Origin of the sequence: Stenotrophomonas sp. JAI102, assembly GCF_013409105.1 — a bacterium.
GTDB lineage: Bacteria > Pseudomonadota > Gammaproteobacteria > Xanthomonadales > Xanthomonadaceae > Stenotrophomonas > Stenotrophomonas maltophilia_AA.
This window is the reverse complement of the sequence record NZ_JACCCI010000001.1, coordinates 503527-516767: the sequence shown is the minus strand read 5'-3', so window position 1 is coordinate 516767 and position 13241 is coordinate 503527. Positions and strand designations below refer to the sequence as shown.

The following is a 13241-nucleotide window of genomic DNA, read 5'->3' as shown; positions in this document are numbered from 1 at the left end:
GCTCCTTTCAGAAAACGCCCTGCACCAGCAGTTTTCCATCGTCGGTAGGTGCAAGCACCAGACCGTAAGTCTCGTTCCCGCGGCCGTATCCTGCCGAGCAGATCGCATCCCAGCCCTGCCCGCAATCCACCTCGGGATGCGCGGCGAAGACCGGGTTGCCGTCGTTGTCGGGCGCGGATGCAACCCAGCCGGCCTTGATGAGCGCGGCCTTGGCCTGCGCGTAGGGCATGCCGACGGTGATGCCGATCTGCGTCCAGGCCGCAGGCAGCGAAGGTGCATCAGCGGCATGCGCGTGGCCGGCGAACAGCAGCAGCAACAATGACAGGAACATCGATTTCATCAGCGTCACATCACGAGATGGGCTGCACAGGATAAAGCGCGGGGCGCGCTGCGGGACGTCATTGCGCCTGTCAGCTCAGAACCCATCCAGCGTCCGCAGCAGTGAGCCGAAGGTCAAATAGAACGAGTCGTGTCCGCCCTGCGCGCGCCCATACCCCAGGAACACCGGCCCCAGGAACGTATCCGCACCGACGAACACGCTGCCCGCCGTCTGCATGCCATCGATGTTGACGTCCTCGCGGCGCTGCCAGAAGCCGCCCCACTCCACGCTGCCACCGACGTACAGCGGAATCGTCAGCAGGGAGTCGGCATGCGCGACGCGGCGGTAATACACCACCCGTGCCAGCGCGGTATGCGGCGCGAAGATGGCCTCCTCTGGATAGCCGGACAGATTGCCCAGCCCGCCCAGGAAGCCATAGGTGGCCAGCAGATCATCGCCGCCGTGTGCCGAGGTGGCGCGCACGCCGCCCAGCCAGCGGTTGTGGCCCTGCGCCCACGCGCCATCCCACTGCACCCGGGTGACCGCCGCCGAGTTGTCGGTGCCCAGTGCATCGAGATAGTGCTGCCGCGTGAGCGACAGGCGCTGACCGCGGCTGGGGAAGGCCGAGCTGTCGATCGAATCGTGGCGCAGCTGCCAGCCGACGCTGCCCATGTCCGCGCGATAATTGCCCAGCTCGGTCGGGTTGCCGACGTCCAGGCGCAGGCGCTCACGGCCGCGCTCGCCGAACAGCGCGATTTCCCAATCCGGATGTGGCGAATACGCCCAGCGCAGTCCACCCAGCCACTGGCTGTAACGGAACTCGGCGAGTGCGCCCCCGCGCATCAGCGCCAGGTCCAGATCAGTGGCGCGGTACTTGGCATAGGTGGACAGCGCATGCCGGCCACTACTGCCGAACGGCCGGTAATACTCGGCGAACGCCTCTTCCACTTCGCCCAGCCCGACGCGCAGTTTGAGCTCGGCGCCCTGCTCGCTGAGGCCGGTGCGGGTCAGCTCGGTGATGAGCTGGTAGTTGCTGCTGCCGTCGAAATCATCGGACAGGCGCAGGGCGAAATGCAGGAAATCCGGGCCCCAGCGTTTGTCCTGCGGTGCGAGCACCAGGCCCTGCTGCCCGTCGCGCTCCTCCAGCCGCCACTGCACCTGCTGGTAGCGGCCTTCGCCGTACGCAGTGGCCACCTTCTGCTCGACGCGGTCCGGTTCCAGCGGCTGGCCCACTTCGGGCTGCAGGCGCTGCTCGATGTAGCGCGCAGTGCGCGTCCTGTCGTGCAGCACATCGATGAAGGCCACGATCGGCGTCTCGTAGGCCGGCGGGCGATGCTGGCGCTGGAACGCGGCGTAGCGGGTGTCGTCCACCTGGAAGCGCCGGACGGAGGCCACCTCGGCCTGCGCGGCCTGCTCACCGACGCCGACCGCCTGCGGCGAGCGGTTGAAATCCTGGCTGCCCATGTCGCCCAGCGGCGGTGTGATCAGCAGATCCTGCGGCCCCAGCGTGGCCAGCTGCGCGAGTACTTCGCGCTGCATCAGCACGCTGGCCATCTGGTGGCTGATCGCCAGCGGCGAATCCAGTTGCGCCTCGGTCATCAGCGGCGAGCCGACCCGCGAGACGATCAGCCGCTGCGCGCCCAGCCGGCGCGCTTCATCGATCGGCACGTTGTCGACCACGCCGCCATCGACCAGCAGATGGTCCTCATAGCGGACCGGCGCGAACACGCCCGGCACCGACATGCTCGCGCGGATGGCCAAGGCCAGGTCGCCCTGCGCGAACACGACTTTCTCGCCGCTGACGATGTCCGTGGCAATCGCCCGGAACGGGATCGGCAGCTGGTCGAAATCGCGCACCTGCCAGGTCGGCAGCAACAGGCGGCGCAGCAGCATCTCCAGCTTCTGGCCCTGGATCAGGCCCTGCGGGAACGCGATCTTGCCGTTGCTCAGGCCGACTTCGACGCCGCCCAGCAGGCGCAGGTCATCTTCCTTGCGACGCATGCTGCGCTCATCGCGTGGCGGTTTGTCACGCAGCACCTCGGCCCAGTCGATCCGGTCCAGCACCGCCTCGATCTCATCGGCGGTGTAGCCGGAGGCATACAGGCCCCCGACCACCGCGCCCATCGAGGTGCCGACGATGCAGTCGATCGGCACGCGCTCGCGCTCCAGCACTTTGAGCACACCGATATGGGCCGCGCCGCGGGCACCGCCACCGCCGAGCACCAAGCAGGTGCGGGGACGGTCGGTATCCTGCGGTGCGGAATCAACGGACGCTGGCACGGTCTGCGCAGCCGCCAACAGTGGGGCGCACACCAGCGCCGCCAGGACAAACAGCCAGCGGCTGCAAGCACGCCGCGTGGCCCTGTCGGTGGTTTGTGTTTGTGTCTGCCGCATTCGATCCCTCGCTCCCCTACCCGTCATCCCCTTGAAGCGCACTTTGCCTGCCGGGCCCGACGAGGTCCACCCATCGGACCTGGGGCCGGCATCTCAACTGCCGCTGGGAAGAAAGCCCACGAGCGCCACGGCCAGACAGACGAGGCCGCCAGCCAGCGGCAGACAGGTGGCCCACACCGGCGCCCCCTGGCCAACCGCGAAAGCGACAAACGCCTCCCGTATGTTCCGGCCGGTCAGAAACGGAATGACGATCAGCGCCAGCAGGGGCAACAGCGAGGCGAGCCCGAAGCCGAGGAACGCGGGGCGGTGATCATTGCTGGCAAATCCACCCAGCGGGTACAGGGCCAAGCCCCCCAGTAATCCCGCGAAGAACAGGGTGTTGGCGGCCCGGATCGTGGTGCGGTGACGGCGCCGCAGCGCGGCCCGGGACCAGCCACGGTAGTGCGTCTGCAATCCCCTCGCCCAGTACGCCACCAACCCCGTTGCGATGATGCCGCCGACGACACCGCTGACCGCCGGTCCCCAAGCTGGTATCTCCATGCTTACGTCCCTGTGCCTTTCCGGCAGTGTAAGGCCGCGGCCGGTCGCGGATGCACGAACGGCCGCCCATGACGGGCGGCCGTTGGTCTAATGCAAGGTGCTGCCGAATGACAGCCGACGCTACCGACGCATCGCCTCAGCGCTTGGCCGGTGGCGCATTCTTCACATAGGTATCGAACCAGGTCAGCATTTCCGACACCAGCTGCTCGTTGGATTCGAGCGCGGTGTACCAATGCGGTTCGTGCGGCAGCATCACCAGGCGCGTGGTGCCCCCGTTGCCGCGGATCGCCTGGAACAGCTTGCGCGACTGGAACGGCTCGGTGCCCGGGTTCGCATCATCCTCGCCGTGGACCAGCAACAGCGGCAGCTTGATCTTGTCGGCGTAGAAGAACGGCGAGGCCTTCAGGTACACGTCCTGTGCCTGCCACACCGAACGGCGTTCGTTCTGGAAACCGAACGGGGTGAAGGTCTTGTTGTAGGAACCACTGGTGGCCACGCCGGCCTTGAACAGGTCGGTATGCGCGATCAGATTGGCGGTCATCAGGCCCCCATGGCTGTGCCCGGTGACGCCGATCCGGTTGCGGTCGACCACGCCCAGGTCCACCGCCTTGTCCACCGCGGCCTTGGCATCGGCCTCAAGCTGTTCCAGATACGTGTTGTAGGCAGTTTTCGGGTCGCCGACGATCGGGAACGAGGCATTGTCGATGATCGCGTAACCGGCCAGCAGCATCAGCCGGTACGGTGCCAGGCGGGTGAAGGTCTGCTGCGAACCGGACACCTGCCCCGCCTGCGCGGCGTTGGCGAAATCGGCCGGGTAGGCGTACAGGATCGCCGGCACGCGCTGGCCTTCCTTGTAGCCCGGCGGGGTGTACAGGGTAAACGACAGGTCCACGCCGTCGGCACGCGTGTAGGTCACCAGGCGCTTCTTGATCTGGCGCACTTCCGGGGTAGGGTCGACCAGATGGGTCAGCGCGGCCGGCTTGGACATGAACTGCGCCTCGCCCGGCTTGGCGTCGGCGACATCCTCGCCCAGCAGGCGCACGAACGCATTCGGCGCATCGGTCACCGACTGGTGCCAGGTGATGAGGTGGCCCGGGAGGGCGCTGAAGCCGATGAACTGCTCGTAGGCATCGGCATCGCTGCGGAAAAGACGCTCCGTTTTCAGGCTGCGGAGACTGAGCGCATCCAGGAACGGACGATCGCCCTGCGGCGAAGCGCCCTGCCCGCGCAGGAAGACCGTGTTGCCTTCCTGACGCACCACGTAGGCGCCGTTGGGCAGGCGCTCCTATACGAAATTACCCGGATCCTCGTAGAGCTCATCGCTGGACAGATCCCACAGCAGGCGACCTTCCTGCTTGGGGTTGTCGACGTTGACGATGCGGGTCTGGCGCCAGTGGCGGTTTTCGTCGTTCTCGTCGAGGAAGGCGACGTCGGGCTGCGCCGTCCAGGCCAGGCCTTCGAAGCGCTGCGCGGTGCGGGCGATCTCGGTGGGCTTGGCGGTGAACGGGGCCTTGAGCATCAGCACGCGGTCGCGGTGCGGGACGGTGACTTTCCAGTCGCCCTTGTCCAGCGCCTCGGCGTAGACCAGCGTGGCTGGCTCGGTGGCGCGCCAATCGAAATCACGCGGACCCTCCGGCACGCCATGCACCGGCACGCGGTCGGCCAGCGGCAAGCTGGCGATCGGCGTGCTGCGGCCGCTGGCGATATCCAGCACGGCCACGTCATTGGCGAAACGCTGATAGGTCACTGCATGCGAGAACGGTGCCTTGAGTGTTTTGGTCAGCACGTGCACGCCATCCGGGGCGGCCCCGATGCTGTCCAGCAGCGCCGGGGCACCGACGGTGCGCACGGTGTTGGAGGCGGTATCCACCACCGCCAGCTGCGACTGGCCGTAATAGGCGAACAGCGCTTCATCATGGGCACTGGTCAGCGTATCGCGGGCTTCGTAAGTACTGCTTTCGCCCGCCGTCCCCAGCGACTCCTGGATGTCCGGGCCGATCGCACCTTCGGCGCTCGGCGCCGGTCCCTGCTTGGCAGGCACCAGCTTGACCAGCAGCTGCTGACTGCCACCGAGCCACTGCACGGTGCTGCCGAAGATCGGGTTGAGCGCTACGTTGGGTACCTGGCGGACCTGGCCACTGACCGCATCACCGATCCACAACTGCACGCTGTCATCGACCACATTCTGGAACGCGAAGCGTTGACCGTCGGCCGACCACAGCGCCATGCCGGCGCAACCGCTGGGCAAGGAGACCTTGGTGGAGCGGCCGCTGAGGGTCTCCACCACGGTGAAGTCACCGACGCACGGTGGAATGCCGTAACCACCCGGAGTGTCGTGGCGGCTGCGGTTCTTCGGCTCCAGGCGCACGCCGGCCAGCTTCAGGTACGGCTGGGCAACGCGGGTGATCGACGGATAGGTCTGCACCGTCGTCAGCAACAGGCGCTGGCCGGTGGGGTCGACGCTGGGCGTCGGCGGCGGCGGCGCCTTGAGCACCTTGAGCAGGTGTTCCGGCGGCGTGGCGTAACCGGCAAAGGCCGGTGCGGCAAGCAGCAGGCCGAGGGTGGCGACGGCAACGGCCGCAGCCAACGAGGTACGACGAATCAGCATCCTTATCCCCTTGCAGTGTCAACGAGTGCCCGCACAGGGGCATGGCCCGAATCTAGCACCGCTTGGGCCGATGGGAATGGGCCGGAAGGGCTACCCGCCCGACACCGCAAAGCCCGGCTAGAATGTCCCATGCGAACCGTGCACGCCCTCCGCTATGTCACCCCGCTGCGCGAAGGCGGCTCCCTGCCCGCCGTGGTCGAGACCGACGACGACGGCATGGTCGTCCTCAAGTTCCGGGGCGCCGGCCAGGGACCGAAAGCGCTGATCGCCGAACTGATCGCCGGCGAGATCGCCCGCACGCTCGGCCTGCCGATTCCGGAAATCCTGTTCGTCGAGCTGGACCGCGAGTTCGCGCGGACCGAACCGGACCCGGAGATCCAGGACCTGATCCGCGCCAGCGAAGGCCTGAATCTGGGCAGCGATTACCTGCCCGGCGCGATCAACTACGACCCGGCCGCGATGCAGCCCGATGCGGCGCTTGCCTCGAAGATCGTGTGGTTCGATGCGTTCACCAGCAACGTCGACCGCACCGCCCGCAATCCGAACCTGATGGTCTGGCATCGCAAGCTGTACCTGATCGACCACGGCGCAGCGATGTATTTCCATCACGACTGGGCCAGTGCCGGCGAGGCCTGCACGAAGCCGTTCGTGCTGATCCGTGATCATGTGCTGCTGCCGTTCGCCACGCAGATTGCCGAAGTGGATTCGGACCTCGCGGTGATGCTGCCGGATGCGGAAATCGAGCGCATCGTCGGCCTGGTGCCGGACAGCTGGCTGGTGGACGAACCCGCCTTCGACAGCCCGACCGCTTACCGCCAGGCGTACATCGATTACCTGCAACAGCGCCTTCGCGTACGCGCGGCTTTTGTACAGGAGGCCGTCCGTGCCCACACTGCACACCTATGACTATGCGGTGATCCGCGTGGTGCCCCGCGTCGAGCGCGAGGAGTTCATCAACGTCGGGGTGATCGTGTCGTGCCCGGGCGCAAAGCACCTGGAAGCGGCGATCGAGCTGGATCTGGAGCGGCTGCGTGCCTTTGCCCCGTCACTGGATATCGAAGGACTGCGGCCCTGGCTGGACGCGATCGTGGCGATCTGCCGCGGTGATGCGACCGCCGGGCCGATCGCGCAATTGCCTGCGCGCGCCCGCTTCCATTTCCTCACCGCCAAGCGCAGCTCGGTGGTGCAGATGTCGAGCACGCATGTCGGGCGCACGGCGGAGCCGACAGGCGTGGTCGAGCATCTGCTCAACCGGATGGTGCGCGTTCCGCGGTAGCCCCCCTGGGCGGTGCCGCACTACGGGCTTTGCCTGAGCACGCCGACGGTGACGCCGAACGACGGTATCCGGTCCCAGTGCTCGCGCGGGAAGGACGGTGACTCCACGCCCATGCCGATGTCGTACCTCACGCCGTCCGGACCTTCGCGCCAGGCGTGGGGTTCGCTGCCCCAACCGCAGCAGACGTACACCAGTGCCGGCATGTCGAAGCGCTGCCGCAGATAGGCTTCCACCTCCGCTGCGGCAGCGCCGCTCACGGCGTAGCGGGCGGTCATCGGCTTGAGGTAGGAATCGTCGTCCTTGTCACAGCCCAGGTAGTGAAGGCTGTCCGGCTTGCGGCCCAGGGCCGCCAGGAAATCCTGGCACGGGGTGTCCGGTCGCGCCAAGCCTTCAGCGCGGCCGTGGGCCTCCCACTCGGCCATGGCGCCGGGCGGCGCCTTTACCTCGGAGTGAGCAATGGCGGCCAGCGGCAACAGCATGCAAAGGAGGACGCCCTGTGTCCGCCTGCGTGTTGGTTTGCTCATGATCGGATTCGGCGGACGTCAACAACGGAGCGTCATCCTATTCGATCCAGCAGGCGCATCGCATGTCACTTCGGCAGCGCGTAGGCGATCACGTAATCGCCCGCCGGCGTTTCCATGAAGTGGTGGCCGCCGGCCATGATGACCACGTACTGGCGCCCGCCGAACGCATAGATCATCGGGTTGGCCTGACCGCCGGCCGGCAGCTTGGCGTGCCAGAGTTCCTTGCCTGTTTTCAGGTCGATCGCACGCAGCAGATCATCGGTCGCCGCGGCGATGAAGATCAGGCCGCTGGCAGTGACCACCGAGCCGCCGTTGTTGGGCGTGCCGATTTCGATCGGCAGGCCGGAGCGGATGCCGAACGGGCCGTTGCCGCGGGCGCTGCCGAACGGGCGATCCCACAGGGTCTTGCCGGTACGCAGGTCGACGGCACGGATGCCACCGTACGGCGGTTCCTTGCACAGCAGCTTGGTGAACGGCAGGCGCCAGCCGGCGTTGACGTCGATGGCGTACGGCGTGCCCACCTGCGGATCGCCCGCACCTTCCGCGCCGCCCTTGTCGGCGGTCACGTCCTCGCGCGGCAGCCAACCCAGCTTGTCCGCCTTCTCGCGCGGCACCAGCCGGTTGTAATTGGGCATGTCGTTGTAGTTGGCCACGATCACCCCGCGACGCGGATCCACGGCCACGCTGCCCCAGTCCGAGCCGCCGTTGTAACCGGGATACTCGATGGAATGACGGTCCGCGGTCGGCGGGGTGTAGAAACCTTCGTAACTGGCCTTGCGGAACTGGATGCGGCAGACCAGCTGATCGATCGGGGTCATGCCCCACATGTCGCGCTCGGTGAGGTCCGGCTTGCGCAGCGTGTGGTACAGCGAGAACAGCTGGGTCGGGGAACGCTGCTCCGGCTCGACGCCGCCGGTCGGCACCTTGCGCTCTTCGGCCGGGGTCAGCAGCTTGCCGGTGCGGCGGTCGAGGATGTACATGTCGCCCTGCTTGGTCGGCAGCAGCAGCGCCGGGACTTTGCCGGCGGCGGTCGGGTAGTCGATCAGGGTCGCCTGCGAGCCCATGTCGTAATCCCAGACGTCCTTGCGCACGGCCTGGAAGTGCCAGGCCGGCTTGCCGGTGTTGACGTCGATGGCGACCAGCGACGTGGCGTATCTGTTCTCGTTCTCCGTGCGCGAGCCACTCCAGTAGTCGCCGGCCGAGTTGCCCATCGGCAGGTAGACCAGGCCGAGTTCGTCGTCGCCGGTCGCGGTGGTCCACATGTTCGGGGTGCCGCGGGTATAGGTCTCACCCGCCGGCGGTGCGCCAGTGCGTTCCGGGCGGACCATGTCCCAGGCCCAGCGCAGCTTGCCGGTGACGGCATCGTAGGCCTGGATCACGCCGGAGGGCGCGTCGCGGCGCTGGCCATCCAGGACCTGGTGGCCGGTGACGATCACGCCCTGCACGATCGCCGGCGGCGAGGTGATGGAGACATAGCCGGCCGGGCTGGCGCCCATGCCGACGGTGATGTCGACCTGGCCGTTGTTGCCGAAGCCTGTGCACGGCTTGCCGGTCGCGGCGTCGACCGCGATCAGGCGGCCATCCAGGGTGCCTTCGATGATGCGGGCCGCGCAGGCGCCACGCGGCACCTGGGTCAGCACCGGCACGCCACTCGGGACGGCCAGGTCCGCTGCGACGTCATTGAATGCAGCATCCTGCGCGGTGGCCGGCACTTCGTAATAAGAGACGCCACGGCAGGCCGCGGTGTACGGAATGGACTTGTCTTTTATCTTGGGATCGTAGCGCCAGCGCTCGGTGCCGTCGGCGGCGTTGAGCGCGACCAGCTGGTTGCGGGCGGTGCACAGATACAGGCTGTCGCCGATTTTCAGCGGCGTGGTTTCCGCGCCCCAGCGCTTCTCCGGCAGATCACCGGTGCGGAACAACCAGGCCTGCTCAAGCTTGCCCACGTTGTCCGGGGTGATCTGCTGCAGTGGCGAGAAGCGCGTGGCGGCGTTGTTGCGGCCATAGGCGGCCCAATCGGCATCGACCGGGCGGTCGGCCGGCTGCAGCGGCGCATCGGCGGTCGGTGTCAGGCCGGTGCTGGTCATCGGTTCGGGGAACGCGCCCTCCGCGGCAGTGACACCGTGCGGCACGAAGGCGAGCGTAAAGGCCGCCACGAACACCAGGGCCAGTACGCCGGCGATCCCGCGCGAGACCTTGCGCGAGACCGGACGATCCAGTGTCGGCAGCAGCAGCGACAGCACGAAGCCGATCGCCACGATCAGGCCCAGGCGCGGCACCCAGCGCCAGTAGTTGCTGCCCGACTCCCACCACGTCCACAGCAGCGTGCCGACGAACACCAGCGCGAACCACAGCGCACCGCTGTAGCGGCCCCGCCACAGCTGCACGCCGGAGACCAGCAGACCGATACCGGCCAGGACGTAGTACCAGGAACCACCGAGGCTGGCGAGCCAGGCGCCCCCTGCGGTGAATACAACGCCCAGCAACAGAATGACAATCGCCAGCACGGCCACCAGCCAATGGCGGGGGTGGCGGGTCTGCGTCGTGGTGGACATCGGTTTCTCCTGAAGCGCGAAGATCGCCGACGTTGCTGCCGGCCCCGCGGCTCTTATCCCACCGGGGTCGTGAACGTTGCGCGTTCTTTGCAACGAAAAACGCCGGCATGCGCCGGCGTTCTCCGTGTGACTCCCGCAGGGGGCTTACGCCTCCGGCGGTGCCACCACCGGGCTGGCCTCGACGGCCGCCGGTGCATCTTCTTCCACACCCTCGTCCAGCGAGGCATCCATGCGTTCGACCGCCTGGAGCTTCTCTTCCTTGGACAGACGGATCAGGGTCACGCCCTGCGTGTTGCGGCCGACGCGCGAGATCTCCGAACCACGGGTACGCACCAGGGTGCCACCGTCGGAAATCAGCAGCACTTCGTCGCGCGGCCCCATCAGCACCGCACGCACCAGCTTGCCGTTGCGCTCGGTGGTCTGGATGCCGATCACGCCCTGCGTGCCACGGCCCTTGCGCGGGTAATCCGGCAGCGGGGTGCGCTTGCCGTAGCCGTTCTCGGTCGCGGTCAGGATGTAGAGCGCGTTGTCGTCGTCAGCCCCGTTCTCGATCACGGCATCGCCGCTGTCGATCACGGTCTCGTCGACCAGGCTCTCATCCTCGTTCTCGTCTTCGCTGCCGCCGGCACTCTCGGCCACGATCAGGCTGACCACTTCCTCGCCCTTGGGCATCTTGATGCCGCGCACGCCGGTCGCGGTACGGCCCATCGAGCGGACCTTGTCCTCACCGAAGCGCACGGTCTTGCCGTTGGAGGCGAACAGCAGGATGTCGCGCTCACCGTCGGTCAGGCCGACGCCGACCAGCGCATCGCCCTCATCGAGGTTGATCGCGATCTTGCCGCGCGCCAGACGGAAGGCGAACTCGCTGAGCGGGGTCTTCTTGACCGTACCGTTGCGGGTGGCGAAGAACACGAACTGCCCTTCGGCATATTCGCGTACCGGCAGCACCGCCTGTACCCGCTCACCGGCTTCTAGCGGAATCCAGTTGATGATCGGGCGGCCACGGGCGTTGGACCCGGCTTCCGGCAGTTGATGCACCGGCAGCCAGAACACCTTGCCGGCGCTGGTGAAGGTCAGCAGCGTATCGTGCGTGTTGACCAGCCACAGCTGCTCGATGAAATCCTCTTCCTTGGTCGACGCCGCGCTGCGGCCACGGCCACCGCGGCGCTGGGCCCGGTAGGCGCTGACCGGCTGGCGCTTGGCATAGCCGGCGTGCGACAGGGTGACCACCACGTCTTCCGGGGCGATCAGGTCGAGGATGTCCAGGTCTTCTTCGCTGTGGCGGATCTCGGTGCGGCGGTCATCGCCGAACTCGGTGCGCACGTTGATCAGCTCTTCGCGGATGACCTGCAGCAGGCGGTCGGGATCTTCCAGGATTTCGATCAGCCCGGCGATCACTTCCAGCAGCTGCTTGTACTCGTCGGTCAGGCGGTCCTGCTCCAGCCCGGTCAGGCGGTGCAGGCGCATTTCCAGGATCTGGGTCGCCTGGATCTCGGTCAGCTGGTAGCCGCCCTCGAGCAGGCCCACACCCTTGGGCAGATCATCCGGACGCGAGGCTTCGGCGCCGGCGGCGCCCAGCATCGAGCCGACCAGGCCAGGCTCCCACAGGCGGGCGAGCATTCGTTCGCGCGCTTCGGTGGGGTTCGGCGAGGTCTTGATCAGTTCGATCATCTCGTCGATGTTGGCCAGCGCGACGGTCAGGCCTTCCAGCACGTGCGCACGCGCACGCGCCTTGCGCAGCTCGAACACGGTGCGGCGGGTGACCACTTCGCGGCGGTGGCGCACGAAGGCCTCGAGCATCTGCTTGAGGTTCATCAACTGCGGGCGGCCATCGACCAGCGCCACCATGTTGATGCCGAACACCGACTCCATCTGGGTCTGCTGGTAGAGGTTGTTCAACACAACTTCCGCCGACTCGCCACGCTTGATCTCGATGAAGATGCGCATGCCGTCCTTGTCGGACTCATCGCGCAGTTCGCTGATGCCTTCGAGCTTCTTTTCCTTGACCAGCTCGGCGATCTTCTCGATCAACCGGGCCTTGTTCACCTGGTACGGGATCTCGGTGACGATGATCGATTCGCGGCCGTTGTCAGCCACTTCGACCTCGGCCTTGGCGCGGATGCGCACACGGCCCCGCCCGGTCCGGTACCCGGCGACGATGCCGGCGGTGCCGTTGATGATGCCCGCAGTCGGGAAGTCCGGGCCCGGGATGTACTCCATCAGGCCGTCGACGTCGATCTCGGGGTTGTCGATCAGCGCGATGCAGGCGTTGATCGACTCGGTCAGGTTGTGCGGCGGGATGTTGGTCGCCATGCCCACCGCGATACCGGCCGAACCATTGACCAGCAGGTTCGGGAACCGGGTCGGCATGACCGTCGGCTCCAGTTCCTTTTCGTCGTAGTTCGGCTGGAAATCGACGGTTTCCTTGTCGATGTCCGCCATCAGCTCATGGGTGAGCTTGGACATGCGGGCTTCGGTGTATCGCATCGCGGCGGCGGAGTCGCCGTCGACCGAACCGAAGTTACCCTGGCCATCGACCAGCATGTAGCGCAGCGAGAACGGCTGTGCCAGACGCACCAGCGTGTCGTACACCGACTGATCGCCATGCGGGTGGTACTTACCGATGACGTCACCGACGATACGGGCCGACTTGAAGTAAGGCTTGTTGGCGTGCGCGTTGAGTTCACTCATCGCGAACAGCACGCGGCGATGCACCGGCTTGAGGCCATCGCGCGCATCCGGGAGTGCGCGCCCCACGATCACGCTCATCGCGTAATCGAGGTAACTCTTGCGCATCTCGTCTTCCAGGTTGACCTGGATGATTTCCTTGGCGGTTTCTGCCATTCGGGTTCCGTTGTCTGGTAGCGGTCCAGTCCGTCGCGGCCGCCCTTTCGGGGCGGTTGCGCCGGAATCTCGATTAACCGTTGGATTCTACCACAGCGGGCCGTTCTCCGCCTGCTTTTACGGGGGTTTTACCGGCAAGAATCAGGAACTTACGGGGGCGTTGCCGGGAGGCAACCCGCGC

8 protein-coding genes and 1 pseudogene are annotated in these 13241 nt (G+C 66.7%); 2 read left to right on the top strand and 7 right to left on the bottom strand.

Annotation, left to right across the window (positions count from 1 at the left end; genetic code table 11):
- Positions 1 to 7: 7 nt before the first annotated feature.
- The 4 genes and pseudogenes from HDC96_RS02385 to HDC96_RS02370 form a co-directional block, all read right to left on the bottom strand.
- Positions 8 to 319, bottom strand: coding sequence for a hypothetical protein (locus tag HDC96_RS02385; protein WP_179458585.1), 312 nt, complete (start codon positions 317 to 319; stop codon positions 8 to 10).
- Positions 320 to 415: 96 nt separating this feature from the next.
- Positions 416 to 2599, bottom strand: coding sequence for a patatin-like phospholipase family protein (locus tag HDC96_RS02380; RefSeq protein ID WP_179458584.1), 2184 nt, complete (start codon positions 2597 to 2599; stop codon positions 416 to 418).
- Positions 2600 to 2806: 207 nt separating this feature from the next.
- Positions 2807 to 3253, bottom strand: coding sequence for a hypothetical protein (locus HDC96_RS02375; protein WP_179458583.1), 447 nt, complete (start codon positions 3251 to 3253; stop codon positions 2807 to 2809).
- 136 nt (positions 3254 to 3389) lie between these two features.
- A pseudogene (locus tag HDC96_RS02370) lies at positions 3390 to 5861 on the bottom strand (prolyl oligopeptidase family serine peptidase).
- 129 nt (positions 5862 to 5990) lie between these two features.
- Here HDC96_RS02370 and HDC96_RS02365 point away from each other — a divergent pair.
- Both HDC96_RS02365 and HDC96_RS02360 read left to right on the top strand, forming a co-directional pair.
- Entirely contained in the window at positions 5991 to 6767 is a 777-nt protein-coding gene (locus HDC96_RS02365; RefSeq protein WP_179458582.1) for a HipA family kinase, read from the top strand.
- The gene (locus HDC96_RS02360) at positions 6745 to 7137 is read left to right on the top strand and encodes a DUF3037 domain-containing protein (protein ID WP_179458581.1); all 393 of its coding nucleotides are present in this window, start codon (positions 6745 to 6747) and stop codon (positions 7135 to 7137) included. Before HDC96_RS02365 ends, HDC96_RS02360 begins: the two co-directional genes overlap by 23 nt.
- 20 nt (positions 7138 to 7157) lie before the next feature.
- Here the strand turns inward: HDC96_RS02360 and HDC96_RS02355 are convergent, their stop codons facing one another.
- The 3 genes from HDC96_RS02355 to gyrA form a co-directional block, all read right to left on the bottom strand.
- Positions 7158 to 7616: a DUF4952 domain-containing protein gene (locus tag HDC96_RS02355; RefSeq protein WP_257018562.1), complete on the bottom strand. Its 459-nt coding sequence runs from the start codon at positions 7614 to 7616 to the stop codon at positions 7158 to 7160.
- Positions 7617 to 7726: 110 nt separating this feature from the next.
- Complete coding sequence (locus tag HDC96_RS02350) at positions 7727 to 10216, bottom strand: membrane-bound PQQ-dependent dehydrogenase, glucose/quinate/shikimate family (RefSeq protein ID WP_179458579.1); 2490 nt, start codon at positions 10214 to 10216, stop codon at positions 7727 to 7729.
- Between the two features lie 144 nt (positions 10217 to 10360).
- On the bottom strand, positions 10361 to 13060 hold the full coding sequence (gyrA, locus tag HDC96_RS02345) for a DNA gyrase subunit A (protein ID WP_179458578.1): 2700 nt from the start codon (positions 13058 to 13060) through the stop codon (positions 10361 to 10363).
- Positions 13061 to 13241: the final 181 nt, after the last annotated feature.